Raw genomic sequence first — 18,754 nt, forward strand, 5'->3', positions numbered from 1 at the left:
GCATCAATGCACGGCAGTTCCCGCCTCGGTGGCACCGGGCTGACGCTCGCCTACGATTGGCGCACCATCGCCGAGAACCTCACTGTGGCGGTGCCCGACAAATCGTTCACGGTGATCATCGGCCCGAACGCCTGCGGCAAGTCGACGCTGCTGCGTGCGCTGTCGCGGATGCTGCGCCCGAGTGCCGGCGCGGTGCTGCTCGACGGTCGGGACATCCACGACCTGCCGGCCCGCAAGGTGGCCCGTACCCTCGGCCTGCTGCCGCAGTCGTCGATCGCGCCGGACGGCATCAGCGTCGCCGAGTTGGTGGCCCGGGGTCGCTACCCCCACCAGGGGCTGCTGCGGCAGTGGTCGCGCGAGGACGAACGGATCGTCGACGAGTCGATGGCCGCCACCGGCGTCGCCGACCTCGCCGACCGGCCCGTCGACGAGTTGTCCGGCGGGCAACGGCAGCGGGTCTGGATCGCCATGGCGCTGGCCCAGCAGACCCCGCTGCTGCTGCTCGACGAGCCGACCACGTACCTCGACATCGCCCACCAGATCGAGATCCTGGACCTCTGCGCCCAACTGCACGAGGAGCAGGGGCGCACGCTCGTCGTGGTGCTGCACGACCTGAACCACGCGGCCCGCTACGCCACCCATCTGATCGCCATGCGCGACGGCCGGGTGGTGGCCGCCGGCGACCCCGCGACGGTGGTCACCGCCGACCTTGTGGGCGAGGTGTTCGGGCTGCCCTGCCAGGTGATCGACGACCCGGAGACCGGCACCCCCCTCGTCGTCCCGGCCGCCCGCCGACGGGCCACCGTGACGGTGCCGGGGCTGGCGTGACCGAGGACGATGCTCGGCGTCCCGCCAGGCGGTTCCGCGACAGCTGGGGAGTGCCGCACCTGCGCGCCGACGACCCGCTCGCCCTCGCGGCGGCGCAAGGCCGGGCCACCGCATACGACCGGGCGTGGCAGATCGAGGTGGAACGGCACCGGGCACAGGGCACCACCGCCGCGTTCCTCGGCGCCGACGCACTCGCCTGGGACCGCTTCGCCCGGCAGGTCCGGCTCGCCGACACCGCCCGCCGCTGCCACGCCGCGCTGGACCCGGCGACCGCCGAGTGGGTCGGCGCGTACGTCGACGGGGTCAACGACGGCCTCGCCGCCGGGGCGGGCAGGACACCGGAGTTCGCGGCGGTCGGGCTGGCCCCCGGCCGGTGGGAGCCGTGGACGCCGCTCGCGGTGTGGCTGGGCCACCACATCCTGTTCGCCGGGTTCCCCGGCAAGCTCTGGCGCGAGCACGTCGCGCACCAGCTCGGCCCGGCATCCGTCGACCTGTTCGCCATCGACGGGCCGGCAGTCGCCGGCAGCAACGGGTGGCTGCTGGCCCCCGAGCGCACCGGCACGGGCGCGGCCCTGCTCGCCGGTGACCCGCACCGCTTCATCGAAGATCCGGGCGTCTACCAGCAGATCCGGCTTGCCTGCCCGGAGTACGACGTGGTGGGGCTGGCTGTGCCCGGCGTACCGGGGATCGCCCACTTCGGTCACACCGGGGCGGTGGCGTGGGCGATCACCAACGCGATGGCCGACTACCAGGACCTGTACGCCGAACGGCTGCGCCGGGACGGCACACGGGTGCGGGCGCTCGGCCCGGACGGCTGGCAGGACGTCCACCACCATGTCGAGACGATCGAGGTGGCCGGTGCGGAGCCGGTGCGGGTGGACGTGGTGGAGACCGACCGGGGCCCGTTGATCGTCGGCGGGCCGGACGACGAGACGGGCATCAGCCTGCGCTATCCGCCGCGGGTCCGCTCCGAGCTGGGCTTCGCGGTCCTTCCCGCGCTGCTGCGCGCCCGTACCGTTGCCGATGTGGACGCTGCGGTGGAGCGCTGGGTGGAGCCGGTGAACGTGGTGCAGGCGGCCGACACCATGGGCGGACTGCTGCACCGGGTCGCCGGCGCCGTGCCGGTGCGGCATCCCGACAACTGCCGGCGGGTGGTCCCGGCCTGGGAGGCCGCCCACGCCTGGCGGGCTTGGCACACCCCGATGCCCCGGGCGGAGGTGACCGGCCGGGCGGTGATGGCAAACGACCGTGGGCTGGCCGCACCCCTCGGAGTCGAGTTCGCCCCACCGCACCGCGCGCGCCGGATCGGCGAGCTGCTCGACGCCGGGCAGCGCTGGACTGCCGACCAGATGGCAGCCGTGCACACCGACACGTATCTGGGGTCGGCCGGCGCGCTGCTGGCGGTGCTGCGGGACCTGACCGGGCTCGCCCCGGCCACCGCCGCGCTGCGGGACCGGCTGCTGCGTTGGGACCGGCGGATGAACGCCGACAGCACCGACGCGGCGGACTTCGCCACACTGCGGGCCGCCGTCGTCCGCCGGTTCGCCGCCCATCCGGCGCTGGCCGCGCTCGCCGACCCGCCCGCGTACCCCGAGGTGTTCGCGCCCTGGCTGGCGCTGACGCCGCGGGTGGGTTACGCGCTGGAGCACCTGCTCGGTGGCACCGCGCTGCCCGGCGTGGACGTTGCGGCGCTGGTCCGCGCGGCGGCCGAGGAGATCGCGGGCGAACGGCCGGCGCCCTGGGGGGACCTGCACAGGCTGACACCGTGGCGGGCGCTGCCCGACCAGGCTGCCGGACCGGGCGCCGGGCTCGACGGCGATCACGACTGCGTGCTGGCGACCTCAAGCGTGCCCGGGGTGACGCACCGGTGCTTCCGGGGGCCCGCGGCGCGTTTCGTGTGGGACCTGGCGCGGCGTGCGGACAGCCGCTGGGTGGTCCCGCTGGGCGCCAGCGGGGTGCCCGGCGACAGGCACCACGACGACCAGAGCCCAGCGTGGCTGGCCGGCGAACTGCTGCCGGTGACCACCGACTGGGCCGAACTCACCGAGGAGCCAGATGAGCAGTGACACCTTCGCCGTCGACGGGCACCACTACCGGCGGGACGTCCCCGGGTTCGGTGTGGTCACCATCCGGCCGGTGCGACCCGACGAGGACGCCGACCTGCTGCACGGCTGGGTCACCCAGGAACGCGCCCGGTTCTGGGGGATGCTCGACGCGAGCCGCGAGCGGGTGCACGAGATCTACGCGTACCTCGACTCGCTGGACACCCACCACGCGTACCTGGTGCACCGCGACGGCGTGCCGGCCGCGCTGGCGCAGACCTACCAGCCCGAGGCCGACCCGGTCGGCGAGTGCTACGAGGTACGCCCCGGCGACGTCGGCGTGCACCTGCTGATCGGGCCACCGTCAACTGTCGAGCCCGGCTTCACCGGTGCGCTGTTCGGGGCGATCCTGGACTTCGTCCTCGCCGACCCGACACGGCAGCGGATCGTGATGGAGCCGGACGCCCGCAACGACCGCATGATCGAGCGCCTGCTGCGCACCGGCTTCCGCCCCGGCCCGCTAATCAACCTGCCGGACAAGCGCGCCCGCCTGTTCTTCCTCGACCGCCCCACCGCCAAGCCCCGCTGACCGCCCCGTCGATCTTGCACTTGTGGTCGCCGATGAGTCCCGATTAGCGGCTTTCGTCGGGGCAGTAAGCGCAAGATCGACGCGGCGGGTTCAGGACGGGTGCCCCGCTAGCTTGGCCAGGTGGTCTAGCTGGGTTTCGTCTGTGAGGGCTGAGCCTACGGCTGCCACGCGTACTCCGGCATTCAGGAACTGGGCGGCGTTGCCGGCGTCGAGGCCGCCGGTGGCGACGAAGCGCAACTGCGGCAGCGGGCCGGCCATGGCCTTGAACCAGGCCGGGCCGAGCGAGATGGCCGGGAACGCCTTGAGCCAGGTGAGGCCGTGCCGCAGCGCCTGCTGTGCCTCGGTCGGGGTGGCCACGCCAGGCAGGTGCGGCAGGCCGCGGGCGGCTGCAGCGTCGGCGATTGCGAGGTCCAGGCCGGGCGCGACGGTGAACGCGGCGCCCGCGTCCGCCGCGGCGACGACCTGCGACTCGTCGAGCACGGTGCCGGCGCCGACGATCCGACCACGCTCCCGGCCCGCCTCGACGGCGGCGCGCAGCGCCGGCACCGCGTCGGGCGTGGCCACCGGGACCTCCACCACGTCGATGCCGAGATCCCAGGCGCGCTCGGCGAGGCGGACGGTCTCGGCGACCGGAAGGCCGCGCAGGATGGCCATCACCCGGGCGGTGCCGAAGATGTGGTCGAAATCCGTCGTGGTCATTGTGCACTCCATCCGAGGTCGCGGGAGATCTGCCGGGTGGTGGCCAACAGGCGGGGCAGCAGGCGGCGCAGGTCGGCGAGGGTGGCCACCACCGTCGGCGCGGTCACCGACACCGCCGCGGTGACCGACCCGTCGGCCTGCCGCACGGGCGCCGCCACGCAGGTGATGAGCGTTTCGAACTCGCCGTCGTCGGCGGCCCAGCCCTGCTCCGCGACGGTCGCCAGCTCCGCCCGCAGGGCGGCCGGATCACAGATGGTGGCCTGGGTGTACGCGCGCAGCTCGGCGCCGTCGACCAGCCGGGTCAGCCGGGACTCCGGGCTGTACGCGAGCACCACCTTGCCCACCCCGCTGGCGTGCAAGGGCGCGGTGCGACCGATCCGGGAGTACATCCGCACCTGACCACGGGCCTCGATCTTGTCCACGTAGACCAGGTCGTCGTCGACGAGCTGGGCCAGGTGGATGGTGTGCCCGCATTCGCGGCCGAGCGCCGCCAGGTGCGGGCGGGCCACCGCGCGCACGTCCAGGGAGTCCAGCGCCTGTTGGGCGAGGTCGATCAGACGCAGGCCCACTGCCCAGCCGCCGTCGCTGCGGCGGGCGAACCCGCCAGCCTCAAGGGTCTGCAACAGGCGTAGCGCTGTGGACTTGTGCACGCCCAGATCGGCGGCCACAGCGCCGAGCTGCGCCGGCTCACGCGCCAGCAGTTCGAGCACCCGCATCGCCCGGTCGACGCCCTCGGACACGCCTCAGCCCTCGGCCCGTACGCCGGTCAGGTCCGGCGGCGACCAGGGGCCGTCGAGCAACCCGTCGAACCACGACCACTGCGGCACCGGCGCGTTGTCGCCGCTGCTGCCCAGCGCCTGCGCGGCGACCAGATGCCCGAGGCGCAGCCGGCGCACCGGGTCGAGGCCGCGCAGCACCCCGGCGAGGTAGCCGGCGGCGAACGCGTCACCGGCGCCGACCGGTTCCACCACCGCCACCCGGGGCGCCGGAACGAACACCGGTTCGGCGTCGTGGCGCAGGGCGGTGGCGCCCACCGCGCCGTCCTTGACGACGACAGTCCGCGGACCGGGCAGCAACCGGCGTACGGACAGCGGGTCGTCGGTGCCCCACAGGGCCTCTGCCTCGTCCTGGCCGACGAAGACGAGGTCGCTGCGGTCGGCCAGGTCCCGCAGCACCGGCGCGGCCTGCTCAGCCGGCCAGAGCCGGGCCCGGTGGTTGACGTCGAAGCTGACGAGCGCGCCCGACACCGGCCGGTCGGTGACCGCGTGCGCGACAAGAGCCCGGCACGAGTCGGAGAGCGCCGGGGTGATGCCGGACAGGTGCAGCACCCGCGCGCCGGTCAGCCGAGGGTCGGCCAGCGCATCGGCGTCCATGCGGGAGGCCGCCGAGCCGGCCCGGTAGTAGTGCACGGCGGTGGCCGTCGGCCCAGGGTCCTTGACGTACAGGCCGGTGGGGGCGGTTGGGTCCACTGTCACCAGGTCGACGTGGACGCCTGCGGCCGCGACGTGCCGCACGACGGCCCGGCCGAACGGGTCGTCACCGACCCGGCTCACCCACGCCGCGTCGTGCCCCAGCCGGGCCAGGTAGCCGGCCACGTTGGACTCGGCGCCGCCGGCGGAGAGGGCGACCTGCTCGGCGTGCTCAAGCGGCTCGCCCGGCGCGGGGCAGAGCACGACCATCGTCTCCCCCACCGTTACCACCTCGACCGGCGGTGGCGGGACGGCCGCGTCGTCGGGTCGGGGCTCGGTCGACATGGGGGCACACGTCCTCGCGGAAGGGGTCCGGGGTGCCGCCGAGCCTAGGCCCGTTGCGCTGTCTGAGCAACCGTTGCGCTGAGCGCAACGATGGTCAGGGCAGTGTCAGCCCGTACGCCGCAAGCACCTCCGAGATCGGCTGGTAGTAGGAGACGCCGCCGGAGGTGCAGTTGCCGCTGCCGCCGGAGAGGATGCCCAGGATGACGCCGGTGGACGCGACGTAGAGCGGCCCGCCGCTGTCACCCGGCTCGGCGCAGATGTTCGTCCGGATCAGGCCGGAGACGGAACCACCGGCGTAGTTGACGGTCTGGTTGAGCCCGGTGACGGTGCCGCACCGCACCCCCGTGGTCACCCCGCTGCGGCAGACCGCCTGACCCACGTACGCGTTGCCGTAGCTGTTGACGGCCAGCAGCCCGGGATAGGTGTAGATCGCGCTCGGGTGAGCGATCCGGCTGGTGTAGCGGATCAGCCCGTAGTCGTTGCCGGGGTAGCTGGTGGCGGTGCGACTGCCGAGCACGGTGGCCTGCGCGCTGTCGGCGTACCAGGTGCTGGCGGCAGCGGTGCAGTGCCCGGCCGTGATCACGTAGTACGTGCTGCCGCTGCGCACGTTGGCGCCCAGCGAGCATCTGCCGCCACCGCCGTAGATGCCCTGCCCGGCGGCGATCAGGGTGCGCAGCGTGCCGGGCTCCCGGCGCAGCAGGGCGCCGGTCCGGTCGGCGACCGCCCGCAGCTTCGCCACCTCGGCGGCGGTCACTGTGTCGTCGACAGTGAGGGTCATCCGGCCGGTGGCCGGGTCGAACCCCCAGGCGGTGCCCGCCGTGCGGACCCGGGCGAGCTGCGCCTCGACGGCGCTGTCGGAACTGGCGACGCGGTCAGAACTGGCACGGTCGGGCACCGCGGCGCGCTCGGGCACCGCGGCGCGCTCGGACACCGCGGCGCGCTCGGACACTGCGGCCTGCGCGGCGCCGGGCGTGACGAGAAGGAGAGCGGTCAGGACGAGGGCGGCGAGCGGGGAGCGGCGCATCCGAACCTCCGAAGAGATCGAGACATATAGATACCTAGAGCATCGCGCGGTGACTGTCGCCGTGGCAACACCAGGCAGACCGGAATCGTCGATCCTCGGACGGGCCGCACCGGCGCCGCCGATAATTTCCCAGGACACGGCGGGAGGCCGGGCATGACCACCGGAGACACCCCGGCGCTGGTACGCGATCAGGACGGGTCGACCCGGGCCACTCTGCTGGAACTGCTCTTCGACGTGGTATTCGTGGCGGCGCTCGCGATGGTGTCGGGGCTGATCACCAAGCACGACGCCTGGCCCGGCGTCGCGTCGGTGTTGCTGATGCTGACAGCGATCTGGTGGACCTGGGCGGTCACCTCCACCACCACCGAGTTCTACGACCCGCAGCAAGCGTTCGCAACGATGCTGCTGCTCTGGCAGATCTACGTCTTCCGGGCCGGGCAACTCCTGGAGGCCGGGCTCAAGGGGCGCCGGGCCACCCGCGTCGCCCCGTACACCCATCTGGTGTTGCTGGTCGGCGTGGTCGGCACGGCGTCCGCCTTCCACCTGGTCGTCGAACACCCGGATGGAACGACGTCAGCGCGGTTGCTGATTTTGATCATCGGCGGGCCGATGCTGTTCGTCCTCGGCCGCGCCCTGTTCGCGCTTGTCGTGGCCGACCACCCGCCGTGGTGGCGGGCGGCGTGGCAACTGCTCCCCCTGCTGGCGCTGCCGTGGGCCGGCGGCTGGCCACCGGTGCTGGTCAGCGCGGTCGTGGCGCTCGCGCTGGCCGGCCACGTCCTGCTTCCCCCTGGGGGACGGGAAACCACGCCGGGGCTGCGGCCGCAAGGGGCCGGCTGACCGCGCAGGTCAGACGAGGTGTCGACCGGCCCACTCGGCGAGGTCCCGGGCACACGCGTCCACCGACTCCTGCCAGGTACGGGCCGCGCCCTCCCCCGCCTCGTCGCTCACCTGCTTGACGAGCCGGCACGGCACACCGGCCTGCGCCGCGGCCCACGCGACCGCGTACCCCTCCATGTCGACCAGGTCGGCGCGCTGCGCCAACCTGTCCCGGGCGGTGTCGTCGGCAACGAACGTGTCGCCGGTGGCCAGTACCGCGCCCTCGGCCGCCAACGCCAGCGGCGCCCCGTAGGTCTCGCCGGTGAGCGCACGCAGCAGGGCCGTGTCCAGGTCGTGCTGGAGCACTGTGGCGACCTCGTGGATTCCGGCCAGACCGGGGCGCAGCGCCCCGGCCGTGCCCAGGTTGAGCAGCAGGTTGGGGCGCGGCCCGACGGCAAGCACCGTTGCGACAGCGCTGGCGGCGTTCACCTTGCCGATCCCGGTGAGCAGCACCGGCAGGTCGGGCGGCAGGTAGCGGGCCTCCTCCCCAACGGCGAGCACCACAAGCGGACGATCGGCCCGGACCGTACCCCGAAGATTCACCGGAGCATCGTACGGGCCGCCGCCGCGGGGACAGCCGACCGCCTCGGGGCGCGAACCGGCCGGCGTACAGGCAACGTCCAGCTTCGTCGCATCCCGTGTCCAGCCGGCTGGGGCAGGCTGGTCCGGCGGACCACCGGACCCGCTCTTGGCGACGCCACGACCTTGGCGGTCCGGTCCGCCGACGAAAGAGGTGACGAGGTGTACGACGGGCAGGAGTTCCTCCGCGACAAGCGCTGGTGCCTGAGCAGGCGGGCGCTGCTGACCGGCGCCGGAGCGATCGGCGTGGCCGGAGTGCTGAGCGCCTGCGGCACCGGCGACGACTCCTCGCCCCAGCCGGCTGCCGAACCCGGCGCGGTGCTCGCCGCCACCGGCGACGTGCCGGTCGGCGGCGGCACGCTCGTCGGCGGGGTGCTCGTCGTGCAGCCCGAGGCCGGCACCTTCACGGCGTACGACGCGACATGCCCGCACCAGGGCGCACGCGTCGGCGCTCCCCGCGACGGAGTGATCACCTGCTCCGCGCACAACTCGACGTTCGCCGTCGGCGACGGCGCCCGCCTCGGCGGCCCGGCCACCAGGGGCCTCACCGAAATCCCCATCCGGGTCGACGGCACGAACATCGTCCGCGCCTGACCGTTGTGAGCTGCGCGGTCAGCCGTCGGTGAAGCGGTACAGCACGAAGTCCTTGTCGGCGCCGCAGGCGATCAGCCGGGTGTTCCAGGAGCAGGAGGCGCTGCGGACGTCCCGCAACTCCCCCAACTCGTCGTGCTTGCCTGACCCGGCCCACACGCCGGCAACGCTGCGGTTGTCCGCCACGCTGCTCGGCGCCTCGGCGAAGACCAGCAGGTTGCCCGCGTCCAGTCGAGCTGCCACGCCGGGGCGGTCGCGCAGCGCCAGCGGCTTGCCGGCGGCGTCGTAGAGGGTGACAGTCGGCTTCGGATACTCCCGCTGGGTGAGCACGTGCTCACCCAGCGGCACCAGACCCGTGGTGCCGGGCGCCGACCAGCGGACCGCTGTCTCGCCCTCGGTGGCCGCCACCACCTCGGTGCGCTCAGAGTCGCTGCTCTGCACCTGCACCAGGCACGCCCGCCGTTCGCCGCAGGCCACCAGCCCCTTCGGCCGGTGCTGGTCGTTTCCGGCCCGGTAGAGGACCACCGGGGCGGCGTCGGAGCCCAGGTCGTACGCCAGCAGTTGGAACCCACCCTCGTTGCCGGCCACGTAGAGCCGGTCCTCGTGCGCCACCACCAGGTCGTCGAGGTCGGCGACGTTGCCCCACTCGCGCAGCACGGCGCCGGTGGTCATATCCAGCAGCCGCGCCGAGCGGTCCGCGCCGATCTGCACGAGCCGCCGCCCCTTGCCCGCCCACGGGTCGCGGGGCGAACCGTCGAGGAACGCCGGCCCGCTCGCGGCCTTGTCGCTACCCACCGGCCGGACGGCGGTACGGAACCCGCCGCTCTGGTCGCGGGGGTTCGGCGTGTTCCATTTCTCGCTGCCGTCGCCCATGCGCAGACCGACCAGCTGACCGGCGGTGCGGTCCACAAGCACGGCGATGTCGCCGGAGAGGTGGACGTCGTCGTCGCCTCGAATCGACCGCTGCCAGCGCTGCGTGCCCGACTTGCCGTCGAGGACTGCCACGGCACCAGGAGCGCTACCCGAGCCCTCGGCGAGAACCGCTACCGCCCCCGGGACGGCGACCAGCCCCGTCCACCTGTCGGCGGTGAGGTTCGTCGGTTTGCGCCACAGCTGGTCGCCGGTGCCGGCGTCGACCGCGATCACCTCCAGCCGGTTGTCCGGCAGCGGGTAGCCGAGGTAGGCGCGGTCGTCGAGCACAGTCGTCCACATGGCACGCGGCCGCTCGGTGCCAGCCTGGTGCCTCGCCAGCTCACGCAGTGACCCGAATTCCAGGTCCGGGTAGCGGTCCCGGGTCAGGTAGAGGGTTGCCGCGGTGACCACACCGGCCAGGGCGAGCACAGCGCCGAGCGCCACCCAATGGACCCGACGCCAGGACGACCGCACGGCCGGGGTGGGCGGCGGCGTTCCGGCAGGCCCACCGACAAGGGTCCGGGGCATGCCCGCCGGCCCCGGCACTGTCGGCCCCGCCGCCGGTGGCCACCCCGGCGGCCCGGGCTGCGACGGCACGGTCGGCGCGGTGGGTGCGGGCGACGACGGCATGGTCGGCGCGGGCGACGACGACGGCGGCGGGCCCATCGGCGGCGGCACGGGAGATACCGGCGGGGCGACGGGTGCTCCCGCGTACGCAGGCGTCGGCAACTGTCGACGCAGCGGCAGGTCCGTCAGCGCGCCCTCGGCCACCGGCAGCTCCGGCTGGTCCAGCACCGTCGGCGCCACCCCCAACTCGGCGTGCAGCATGCGGGCCACCAGCGGAATCCGCGACGAGCCGCCGACGAGGAACAGCCCGGCGAGCTGGTCGGGGCTGAGCCCGGCGGCGGCGATGACCTCCCGGGCCCGGTCCACCGCGCGTTGCAGCAGCGGCGTGGCCACCCGCTCGACGTCCGCGCGGGTCAGCTGCACCGCCTCGGGTACCCCGGGCACCGCGACCGGCGCCACTGTGGACCGGGACAGTGTCTCCTTCGCGCCCCGGACCTCGTCCCACAGTCGGACCTGGTCGCGGCGTTGCGCCGGGTCCGACGGCCCGACCAGCCGGGCCCACTGCGCGGCGTGCCGCTCGCCGAGCAGCTCACCGACCCTCCGCAGCAGCGCCGCGTCGAGGTCGAGGCCACCCAGGTCGGGCAGGCCGCCGTCGGCCACCACGCTGAAGCCCGAGTCGCCCCACGGGTCGGCACCCTCGTTGCGCAGCACCGCGACGTCGAGTGTCCCGCCACCGAAGTCGAACACCGCGATGGCACCGCCGACCGGCACCGGCCGGTGCAGCACCTGCGTGTAGTAGCGGGCGGCGGCGACCGGCTCACGCAGCAGTCGGGTGCCCGGCGGCGTCGGCCCGGCGAGGGTGTGCTCGGCGGCCTGCGGCCAGCCGGCCTGCAACAGCGCGTCGGCGAGGACCTGCCGCCGCGTCGCGTCCCAGGCCGCCGGGAAGGTGAGCACCGCCGGGGGCAGGAAGCCCACCGTGTTGACAGCGGCCCGCCCGACGGCAGCCAGCACCGCGGCGAGCAGCTCGGCCGGGCGGTACGAGCGGTCGCCGAGCACCACTGCCGGCTCGTCCACCCGGCGCTTCGGGTTCGGCTCGAACCGGGCCGGGTCGGCCTGCGCCAGCCGTCGAGCGTCCCAGCCAGCGTGCAGAGTGCCGTCCGGGTCGGCGTACACGCCGGACGGGCTGACCGGCTGACCGTCCATCAGCAGTGGCCGGGTCCGCCCGTCCGGCCAGCGCAGCACCGCGACCGTGTTGGAGGTGCCGAGGTCGACGCCGAGGGCGAACCCGTCGTGCTGGCCTGCCATCTGCCCGATACCTCCGCCGCGACGAGGAAACCCAGCCCCGCATGGTACGCAGCCGACGCCGGTGTCCTGATCACACGGTGCGCAGCGCATGTGTCGACCGCCCACGGCCCCGGTCCCGCGATCGAGGGTGATGACTCTGGGACATCAATATGTCTCAGAGTCATCAGGCTTCCAGCGAGGCTGCCGGCCGGGCACCGTGAGGGCTGGGCAGCCCCGGACGGTCAGCCGTCGGTGTCGGTGCAGCGGTCGGAGAGGGCGTAGCGCAGCAGCACCACGTCGCCGATCTGGCGGGTCTCGGCCAGCCGGGCGCGACGACCCGGGTGCCAGGGGAAACGTCCCTCGCCGACGAACCGGGGCGCCCGACCGTCGCCGACGAAGAACGGGGCGACCACCAGGTGCAGCTCGTCGGCGAGACCGGCGGTGAGGAACTGGGCGTGCACGGTGCCGCCGCCCTCCACCATCAGCCGGCGTACGCCTCGGTCGGCCAGGTCGGCAAGGATCCAGGCCGGGTCGACAGGCTCGTTGGCGTCCACCACTGTCGCCAACCGGCCGAGGCGTTCCCGCGCCTTCTCCACCGAGCCGGTGGCGCAGTAGACGAGCCGGGCCGAGTCACCGGCGGTGAAGAACCGGGCGGTCGGGTCGAGGTCGCCCCGGGCGGTAAGCGTCACCTTCGTCGGCGAGGCGGGCCGACCACGCGCCACCCGCTCGGCGCGGCGCGCCGCGGAGCGCACCAGCAGCCGGGGATCGTCACGGCGGACCGTGGCGGCGCCGACCAGGATCGCGTCACAGGAGGCCCGGACGGCGTCGACACGGTCCAGGTCGTCGTCGTTCGACAGCAGCAGCCGCTGTTCGGAGGCGTCGTCGATGTAGCCGTCGATGGAGGTGGCGCAGCTCAGCAGCACGTACGGCCGCGGTGGCGCCGGCCGGCAGCTCACCGGGAGACGGGCCGGTCAGGGGTCAGGACCGCCTCGGACCCGTCCGCTTCCGCCGCCTCGACCTCGGCCGCCTTCGCCGCCTTCGCCGCCAGGTATTCGGCGTTGGCCGGGGACAGGAAAACGCTCGTGGGGACACGCTCGGTGACCGCCACGCCCAGCCGGGTCAACTGCTCGGCCTTGTCGGGGTTGTTGCTGAGCAGCCGGACACGCGGCACGCCGAGGGTGGCGAGCATCTGCGCGGCCGCGCTGTAATCGCGTTCGTCCTCGCCACGGCCGAGCGCGACGTTTGCCTGGTAGGTGTCCAACCCGGCGTCCTGAAGGGCGTACGCGTCGAGCTTGGCGTACAGGCCGATACCCCGTCCCTCCTGGCGCATGTACAGCAGGAACCCGCCGGTCTCGGCGATCCGCTGCACCGCCTCGCGCAACTGCGGCCCGCAGTCGCAGCGCTGGCTGCCGAACACGTCGCCGGTCAGGCACTCGCTGTGCGGGCGGACCAGCGGCGGCTCACCACCGGCGGCGAGCCGGTCCAGGGCACCGGCCCAGTCACCGACGCCGAGGGCGAGATGTTCCCGGCCGTCGACCAGGCCCTTGAACGAGAACACGCGGACCGTCGTGGCGTAGCCGTCGGGGAACGCCAGAGGCACCGTGACCTGGGTACGGATCGTGGCGACCGGCAGTGCTTCGGGCATGGGACTCCTTTGTCCGGCGTCACCGTCACGCGGCGACGCGTACCGTCTCACCACCTGTTCAACAGCCGTCACTGGTGACGGCTTCCCGTGCGGTGGTGGGCTTGCGGGCACGGCGGGCAAGCAGAACGGCGGCGCCGGGCAGGCTGGCCACCAGGACGAGGGCACCGTAGACGGTGGCGGTCGCGACGCCCTCGGCGGCGCTGAGACCGGCTGCGCCGAACACCCACGCAGCCACCCCCTCGCGCGGGCCGAAGCCGGCGACGTTCAGCGGCAGACCCATGGCGAGCAGGGCCAGCAGGGTAAGCGGCAGCAACCGTGACAGTGGGGCATCCGAGCCGGCGGTACGTGCCGCCACCAGGAACGTCGCCAGGTGGCCGGCGACCATGACGGCGGAGGCGACAAGCACACCGAGCCAGGTCCGCCGGGACAGGAGCCCGGACCGCACGTCAGCGACGGCAGTGCGCAGGCCCCGGGCCCACCGCGAGCCGCCGGTCCGGGGCAGGACCCGGGCCAGCAGCACAGCGGCCAACCCGACGGTCAGCAGCACCGCGGCGGAGACCGGCAGGTACGGCCGTACAGGCGAGGGAAACGCCGCCAGCACCACGAGCGCGACGCCCACAAGCACCACCTGGCCGGCGGCACGTTCCCAGACCACAGCGCGGATGCCCCGGCTCACGTCGCCGGCGTCGCGCCCGTGGCGCACCGCCCGGTGGACGTCGCCGAGCACACCGCCGGGCAGCGTCGCGTTGAGGAACACCGCCCGGTAGCAGTGCGCGACAGCGGTCGCCAGTGGCAGCCGCACCCCGAGCCCACCCGCGACGAGACTCCACCGCCACGCCGCGCAGACCGTCGTGAGAACGCCGATGAGCAGTGCCGCGGTCAGTGCCGGCGCGTCGATAAGCCGTACCCCGGCCAGGAACGGACCGCCGCCCACCTGCCACAGCAGGACGGCGAGCAGACCCACCCCGCCGACCACTCGTGCCCAGGCCCACACCATCGGCGCCGGTCCTTCCTGAAGATCGTCCACTTGCCCTAGTGCACGTACCCAGGGTGTCGACGGTTCATCCGCCCGCGAGGAGATCACAGTGCTCGACAAGCACGTCGAGCCGGCCGGCGGCCGCGTCGGCCAGCCGGCGTTCGGCGTACGCCCGCGTCGGGCCGACCAGGTCGGGGCGTTGCTCGCAGGCGGCGCCCAGCCAGCCGCGGAACCACTCGGCGGTCAGGTCGGCCTGCTCCGGGCCGAGCCGCCACGGGCTGGGCCGCTCCCGCACGGCCACGCCCCGCCTGGTGAACGCGGCTGCGGTGGCCGCGGCGGCGTCCGGGCCGAGCAGCCGTCGGCCGTCGACGGTACGCCGCTGGTGCTCGTTGAACGCGTCCTGGACGACGGTGTCCAGCGGATCGGTCGGGGTGAACCGGACCCGCCCGGTCACCGAGACCGCGAACAGGGCCGGGCGGCCGACGCAGGCGTCCACCACCCGGTCGACCTCGTCGGCGGTCAGCATGTCCAGCAGCGCGGACGCGGTGATCAACGCGGCGTCGGCCAGGTCGGTGGTGGTGAGCCGGGTGAGGTCGCCGCAGCGGGTGTCCACTGTGACCGGTGCGCCGTCGGCGGCGCTCACCCCGACCATGCCCTCGGCGGCGCGGGCCAGCAGGTCCGGGTCGCGGTCGTGCAGGATCCAGTGCTGCGGGCCTGGCAGTCGGGCGGCCAGCCAGCGGCTCATCGAGCCGGTGCCGCTGCCCAGGTCGTGGATGAGCGTCGGGGTGCCGCCGGTCAGCCGGGGCCGGACGGCGTCCACCAGGTCCTCGGCGCGGGCTGCCGCGTCGGCCGGCTCGCGCAGGCGCAGCCAGTCGGCGAACGGCAGGGTCTCGGCGGTCACTCCGCCACCTCCTCGAGCACTGCGGCCAGGCGCGCGGTGGTCACCGGCCAGTCGGAAAGGGTGTCGCGCCGGGCGAGCGCGGCGTGCCGCAGCCGGTCCCGCAGCGGTCCGTCGTCCAGCCACCGCGTCAGCGCGCCGGCCAGCGCGACCGGGTCGTCCGGCGGCACCAGCATTCCGGGCCGGATGCCGTCGGGGGCGTGACCGAGCGCCTCCGGCAGGCCACCGACGTCGGTGCCGAGCACCGGCAGGCCGCGCGCCAGTGCCTCGGTGACGACCATGCCGTACGTCTCCCCGCGCGACGGCAGCACCAGCAGGTCTGCGGCGGCGTACGCGGCGTCCAGCGCCACCGAGGTCAGCGGACCGGCCAGCCGGACCCGGTCGTCGAGGTCGGCCGCCGCGAGCCGCTCCCGCAGCAGGCGTACCAGGTCAGGCTCCCGGGTCAGCGTGCCGGCACAGACAAGTGTCCAGCGTCGTCCGGCGATCGTGGTCAGGGCGTCGACAAGCACGTCGTGCCCCTTGTGGTGGGTGACGGCCGCCACGCAGAGCAGCCGGTCCCCGCTCGGCGAGCCGGTCGCCACCGGCGCGGGTGTCACCCCCGGCGGGGCGACACGGACCCGGTCGGCGGGCAGGCGGTGACGGGTCAGCAGCCGGCGCCGGGTCCACTCGCTTGTGGTGACCACCGCGCGGGCGGTGGCCAGCGCGCGGGCCTCGGCCTCGTCGTCAAGCGGCATGTGCACAAGGACGACAAGGCGCAGTCGTCGGGTGTGCGGGGCGAGCAGGTCCGGCACTGCCGAGGCGATCAGACCGTCGAGCAGCACCACTGCGTCGTCCGGCGTATCGACGAGCAGCCGGGCCAGCGCCGTACGGGCTGCCGGGTCGGGATTCGGCCACTCCCCCGGCACCGGGTGCTCGCGCACCGACCAGCCGTGCTCGTCGAGCCCCGCGCAGATCCGCCTGTCGTAGGAGTTGCCACCACTGGGCGTGGCCGGGTCGTCGATGTCGCCGGGCAGCACGACGTGCACCACCCAGCGGCGCTCATCCGGGGCTGGTGCGGAGTCGGCGGCGGGCCGGTCGTGCGACGCCGCCCGGCCCGCACCGATCACAGTGACCGCTCGTAGCTGGCCCAGGCGACGTGTGACTCGTGCAGGGTGACGGTGATGCCGGCCAGCGCACGTGCCCCTTCCCCCAGCGCGCCTGCGTGCACCCGCTCGGCCAGCCGGTCGGCGACGGTACGCGCCAGCACCTCCGTGGTGGTGTTCACCCCGGCGAACGCGGGCTCGTCGTCGAGGTTGCGGTAGGACAGCTCACCGACCACCTCCCGCAACTGCTCGGTGGCCAGGCCGATGTCGACCACGATGCCGTCGGCGTCCAGGTCGGGCCGGCGGAACGTCGCGTCCACCACGAACGTCGCGCCGTGCAGGCGCTGGGCCGGGCCGAACACCTCGCCCCGGAAACTGTGGGCGATCATCATGTGATCCCGAACGGTAACGCTGAACACTGTCACTCCCCGTCGTCGTAGGTGATGAGATGGCACAGCGCGGGCAACTCGCCAGTGCTCAGGCGGGCGAGCACGTCGGGCAGCTCCGCGAACCGGGACGCGCCGGTGATCAGCGCGTCGAAGGCAGGGTCGTCGAGCAGGTCCAGGGCCAGGGCCAGCCGGTCGGCGTAGCTGCGGCGACCCCGCCGCGCGGGTGCCACCATGCCGACCTGGCTGCTGCGTACGGTAAGCCGTCCGGAGTGGAACGCCCCGCCCAGCGACACCTGCACCGGGCGGTCCCCGTACCAGCTCAGCTCCACCACGGTGCCCTCCGGGGCGAGCAGGTCAAGCGAGCGTTGCAGCCCGGCGGCGGTGGCGCTGGCGTGCACCACCAGGTCCCGGTCACCGGCCGCGTCGTCCGGCCTGGCGAACCCGACGCCGAGCGCCCCGGCCACCCCGGCCCGCCGGGCGTCGGTGTCGACGAGTTCGACGTGCACCCCGGGGAACCGGGCCAGCAGCGCCGCGACGCAGCAGCCCACCATGCCCGCGCCGATCACCGTGACCCGGTCGCCTACCAGCGGCGCGGCGTCCCACAGCGCGTTCACAGCGGTCTCCACGGTGCCGGCGAGCACCGCGCGGGCCGGCGGCACGTCGTCCGGCACCGGCACCACTGCGCTGGCCGGCACGACGTACGCGCTCTGGTGCGGGTGCAGGCAGAAGACGGTACGCCCGAGCAGCTCCGGCGGGCCCTGCTCGACAACGCCCACGTTGAGATAGCCGTACTTCACCGGGCCGGGGAAGTCGCCCTCCTGGAACGGGGCGCGCATCGAGGCGTACTGGTCGGGGGGCACCCGGCCGGCGAAGACAAGCGTCTCGGTGCCCCGGCTGACGCCGGAGTAACGGGCCCGTACCAGCACCTCGTCGGGGCCCGGTTCGGGCAGCGACAGCGGCCGGATCTCCGCCACGCCGGGCTCGCGCACCCAGCAGGCGTACGCCTCGCGGATCACCGTCGCGCACCTCACCTTCGCTCTGGACCGAACCGAACGGCCGTGTTTTCCGTGTTCCCTGTCGGGGTCGTCGATCATAAACACGGAGGTACGGTGCCCACAGTTCGAAGCGGTCCGGTGATCGGGCTCACCGCCCAACTGGTCGTGCTCGCAGCACTCGCCGCCACAGTGGGTCTGACCGGGGCCGGTTGGCTGGCCGGGTTGGGCTACGCGGCGGTCACCTGTCTCGCCCTGAGCCGGGGTCTGCGCCGGTCCGGCGCGTCAGGTCTCGGCCCGGCCGACCGGGTGACGCTGACCCGGGCCGTCCTGGTCGGCGCCGTCACCGCGCTGGTGGTGGACTCGTTCGACCGGCCCACGCCGGTGGGGCTGCTGGTCACTGTGGCGGCGGTGGCCCTGCTGCTGGACGCGGTGGACGGTCAGGTCGCGCGGCGCACCGGCACGGTGAGCGCGCTGGGTGCCCGCTTCGACATGGAGGTCGACGCGTTCCTCATCCTGGTGCTCAGCGTGTACGTCGCCCCGGCCGCCGGTAGTTGGGTGCTGGCCATCGGTTTGATGCGGTACGTGTTCGTCGCGGCGAGCGCGGTGCTGCCCTGGCTGGGTGGGTCGCTGCCGCCGCGCCTGTGGCGCAAGGTGGTGGCCGCAGCGCAGGGGGTGCTGTTGGCGGTCGCCGCGGCGGAGGTTCTGCCACAGCCGTGGACCACGCTTGTGCTGGTGGCGGCGCTGGCGCTGCTGATCGAGTCGTTCGGCAGGGACGTGGCCTGGCTGTGGCGACGCCGCCCGACGTCCCGCAGTCAGCAGGCGGCACGTCCCCGGTTCGCCCCGGTCGCCGTGGCGCTGGCTCCCGCGCCGGCCGCACGGCTGGTCGCCGGACGGGCCGGGGCCACGCCACCGGCCCATGCGCCCGGCCACACTCCGGTGGCGCTGCCGCTGACCGACGGGCAGATGCCTGTCATCGTGCCGCCGCTGCTGCCCGTACCCGCGATGGCCACCCTCTCGGGCGCCA

Annotated in this window: 18 protein-coding genes and 1 pseudogene; 6 read left to right on the top strand and 13 right to left on the bottom strand. The window is 74.0% G+C overall.

All coding sequences use genetic code 11. The features are described 5' to 3' along the window. The first annotated feature begins 6 nt into the window (after positions 1-6). Genes ACLQ23_RS20505 through ACLQ23_RS20515 form a run of 3 tightly spaced genes read left to right on the top strand, consistent with a single transcriptional unit; the run spans position 7 to position 3,459 of the window. Positions 7-828 carry an ABC transporter ATP-binding protein gene (locus tag ACLQ23_RS20505; RefSeq protein ID WP_425880938.1) on the top strand — a complete coding sequence of 274 codons (822 nt, stop codon included), beginning with the start codon at positions 7-9 and terminating at the stop codon, positions 826-828. Further along, positions 825-2,894, top strand: a complete 2,070-nt coding sequence (locus tag ACLQ23_RS20510) for a penicillin acylase family protein (RefSeq protein WP_425880939.1) — start codon at positions 825-827, stop codon at positions 2,892-2,894. The genes ACLQ23_RS20505 and ACLQ23_RS20510 overlap by 4 nt, the downstream gene beginning before the upstream one ends. After that, positions 2,884-3,459: a GNAT family N-acetyltransferase gene (locus ACLQ23_RS20515; RefSeq protein WP_355632478.1), complete on the top strand. Its 576-nt coding sequence runs from the start codon at positions 2,884-2,886 to the stop codon at positions 3,457-3,459. Before ACLQ23_RS20510 ends, ACLQ23_RS20515 begins: the two co-directional genes overlap by 11 nt. A 90-nt stretch (positions 3,460-3,549) precedes the next feature. Here ACLQ23_RS20515 and ACLQ23_RS20520 read toward each other — a convergent pair whose 3' ends face one another. The 4 genes from ACLQ23_RS20520 to ACLQ23_RS20535 form a co-directional block, all read right to left on the bottom strand. Then, on the bottom strand, positions 3,550-4,158 hold the full coding sequence (locus ACLQ23_RS20520; protein WP_425880940.1) for a bifunctional 4-hydroxy-2-oxoglutarate aldolase/2-dehydro-3-deoxy-phosphogluconate aldolase: 609 nt from the start codon (positions 4,156-4,158) through the stop codon (positions 3,550-3,552). Beyond that, a complete protein-coding gene (locus ACLQ23_RS20525) occupies positions 4,155-4,898 on the bottom strand; it encodes an IclR family transcriptional regulator (RefSeq protein WP_355589027.1) in 744 nt (247 codons plus the stop codon). Before ACLQ23_RS20525 ends, ACLQ23_RS20520 begins: the two co-directional genes overlap by 4 nt. A 3-nt stretch (positions 4,899-4,901) precedes the next feature. After that, positions 4,902-5,912, bottom strand: coding sequence for a sugar kinase (locus ACLQ23_RS20530; RefSeq protein WP_425880941.1), 1,011 nt, complete (start codon positions 5,910-5,912; stop codon positions 4,902-4,904). A gap of 94 nt (positions 5,913-6,006) precedes the next feature. Next, positions 6,007-6,936, bottom strand: a complete 930-nt coding sequence (locus tag ACLQ23_RS20535) for a S1 family peptidase (protein WP_355589023.1) — start codon at positions 6,934-6,936, stop codon at positions 6,007-6,009. 153 nt (positions 6,937-7,089) lie between these two features. Here ACLQ23_RS20535 and ACLQ23_RS20540 point away from each other — a divergent pair, with 153 nt between their 5' ends. Then, positions 7,090-7,773, top strand: coding sequence for a low temperature requirement protein A (locus ACLQ23_RS20540; protein ID WP_355589021.1), 684 nt, complete (start codon positions 7,090-7,092; stop codon positions 7,771-7,773). A gap of 9 nt (positions 7,774-7,782) precedes the next feature. On the opposite strand, the gene ACLQ23_RS20545 is transcribed toward ACLQ23_RS20540, so the two are convergent. Then, a complete protein-coding gene (locus ACLQ23_RS20545) occupies positions 7,783-8,355 on the bottom strand; it encodes a nucleosidase (protein ID WP_355589019.1) in 573 nt (190 codons plus the stop codon). A 198-nt stretch (positions 8,356-8,553) separates the two neighbouring features. Between ACLQ23_RS20545 and ACLQ23_RS20550 the strand changes: the two genes are divergently transcribed. Next, positions 8,554-8,985, top strand: a complete 432-nt coding sequence (locus ACLQ23_RS20550; RefSeq protein WP_425735218.1) for a Rieske (2Fe-2S) protein — start codon at positions 8,554-8,556, stop codon at positions 8,983-8,985. Positions 8,986-9,003: 18 nt separating this feature from the next. Here ACLQ23_RS20550 and ACLQ23_RS20555 read toward each other — a convergent pair whose 3' ends face one another. The 8 genes from ACLQ23_RS20555 to ACLQ23_RS20590 form a co-directional block, all read right to left on the bottom strand. Continuing rightward, positions 9,004-11,766, bottom strand: coding sequence for an Hsp70 family protein (locus ACLQ23_RS20555; RefSeq protein ID WP_425735219.1), 2,763 nt, complete (start codon positions 11,764-11,766; stop codon positions 9,004-9,006). A 221-nt stretch (positions 11,767-11,987) separates the two neighbouring features. Next, positions 11,988-12,701, bottom strand: a complete 714-nt coding sequence (locus tag ACLQ23_RS20560) for a RibD family protein (RefSeq protein WP_425735220.1) — start codon at positions 12,699-12,701, stop codon at positions 11,988-11,990. Then, positions 12,698-13,390: a GTP cyclohydrolase II gene (locus ACLQ23_RS20565; protein WP_355589011.1), complete on the bottom strand. Its 693-nt coding sequence runs from the start codon at positions 13,388-13,390 to the stop codon at positions 12,698-12,700. Before ACLQ23_RS20565 ends, ACLQ23_RS20560 begins: the two co-directional genes overlap by 4 nt. A 58-nt stretch (positions 13,391-13,448) precedes the next feature. Continuing rightward, on the bottom strand, positions 13,449-14,387 hold the full coding sequence (locus ACLQ23_RS20570) for a lysylphosphatidylglycerol synthase transmembrane domain-containing protein (protein WP_355589424.1): 939 nt from the start codon (positions 14,385-14,387) through the stop codon (positions 13,449-13,451). Positions 14,388-14,451: 64 nt separating this feature from the next. Continuing rightward, complete coding sequence (locus tag ACLQ23_RS20575) at positions 14,452-15,267, bottom strand: class I SAM-dependent methyltransferase (protein ID WP_425880942.1); 816 nt, start codon at positions 15,265-15,267, stop codon at positions 14,452-14,454. After that, on the bottom strand, positions 15,264-16,289 hold the full coding sequence (locus ACLQ23_RS20580; protein ID WP_425880966.1) for a glycosyltransferase family 4 protein: 1,026 nt from the start codon (positions 16,287-16,289) through the stop codon (positions 15,264-15,266). The genes ACLQ23_RS20575 and ACLQ23_RS20580 overlap by 4 nt, the downstream gene beginning before the upstream one ends. 77 nt (positions 16,290-16,366) lie before the next feature. After that, complete coding sequence (locus ACLQ23_RS20585) at positions 16,367-16,765, bottom strand: 6-pyruvoyl trahydropterin synthase family protein (protein WP_306271636.1); 399 nt, start codon at positions 16,763-16,765, stop codon at positions 16,367-16,369. 2 nt (positions 16,766-16,767) lie between these two features. Continuing rightward, positions 16,768-17,751 carry a zinc-dependent alcohol dehydrogenase gene (locus ACLQ23_RS20590; RefSeq protein ID WP_167944021.1) on the bottom strand — a complete coding sequence of 328 codons (984 nt, stop codon included), beginning with the start codon at positions 17,749-17,751 and terminating at the stop codon, positions 16,768-16,770. A gap of 93 nt (positions 17,752-17,844) precedes the next feature. On the opposite strand from ACLQ23_RS20590, the pseudogene ACLQ23_RS20595 reads away from it, so the two are divergent. Continuing rightward, positions 17,845-18,576 (top strand): annotated as a pseudogene (locus tag ACLQ23_RS20595) (CDP-alcohol phosphatidyltransferase family protein); the annotation flags it as partial. Positions 18,577-18,754 lie beyond the last annotated feature (178 nt).

It is taken from the genome of Micromonospora sp. DT41, from assembly GCF_049841715.1.
GTDB lineage: Bacteria > Actinomycetota > Actinomycetes > Mycobacteriales > Micromonosporaceae > Micromonospora > Micromonospora profundi.

Bases quoted from the DNA above. Each gene is read 5' to 3' on its own strand.
- ACLQ23_RS20505 (WP_425880938.1), top strand. From the start codon at position 7: ATGCACGGCAGTTCCCGCCTCGGTGGCACCGGGCTGACGCTCGCCTAC.
- ACLQ23_RS20515 (WP_355632478.1), top strand. From the start codon at position 2,884: ATGAGCAGTGACACCTTCGCCGTCGACGGGCACCACTACCGGCGGGAC.
- ACLQ23_RS20520 (WP_425880940.1), bottom strand. From the start codon at position 4,158: ATGACCACGACGGATTTCGACCACATCTTCGGCACCGCCCGGGTGATG.
- ACLQ23_RS20530 (WP_425880941.1), bottom strand. From the start codon at position 5,912: ATGTCGACCGAGCCCCGACCCGACGACGCGGCCGTCCCGCCACCGCCG.
- ACLQ23_RS20535 (WP_355589023.1), bottom strand. From the start codon at position 6,936: ATGCGCCGCTCCCCGCTCGCCGCCCTCGTCCTGACCGCTCTCCTTCTC.
- ACLQ23_RS20540 (WP_355589021.1), top strand. From the start codon at position 7,090: ATGACCACCGGAGACACCCCGGCGCTGGTACGCGATCAGGACGGGTCG.
- ACLQ23_RS20555 (WP_425735219.1), bottom strand. From the start codon at position 11,766: ATGGCAGGCCAGCACGACGGGTTCGCCCTCGGCGTCGACCTCGGCACC.
- ACLQ23_RS20565 (WP_355589011.1), bottom strand. From the start codon at position 13,390: ATGCCCGAAGCACTGCCGGTCGCCACGATCCGTACCCAGGTCACGGTG.
- ACLQ23_RS20570 (WP_355589424.1), bottom strand. From the start codon at position 14,387: ATGGTGTGGGCCTGGGCACGAGTGGTCGGCGGGGTGGGTCTGCTCGCC.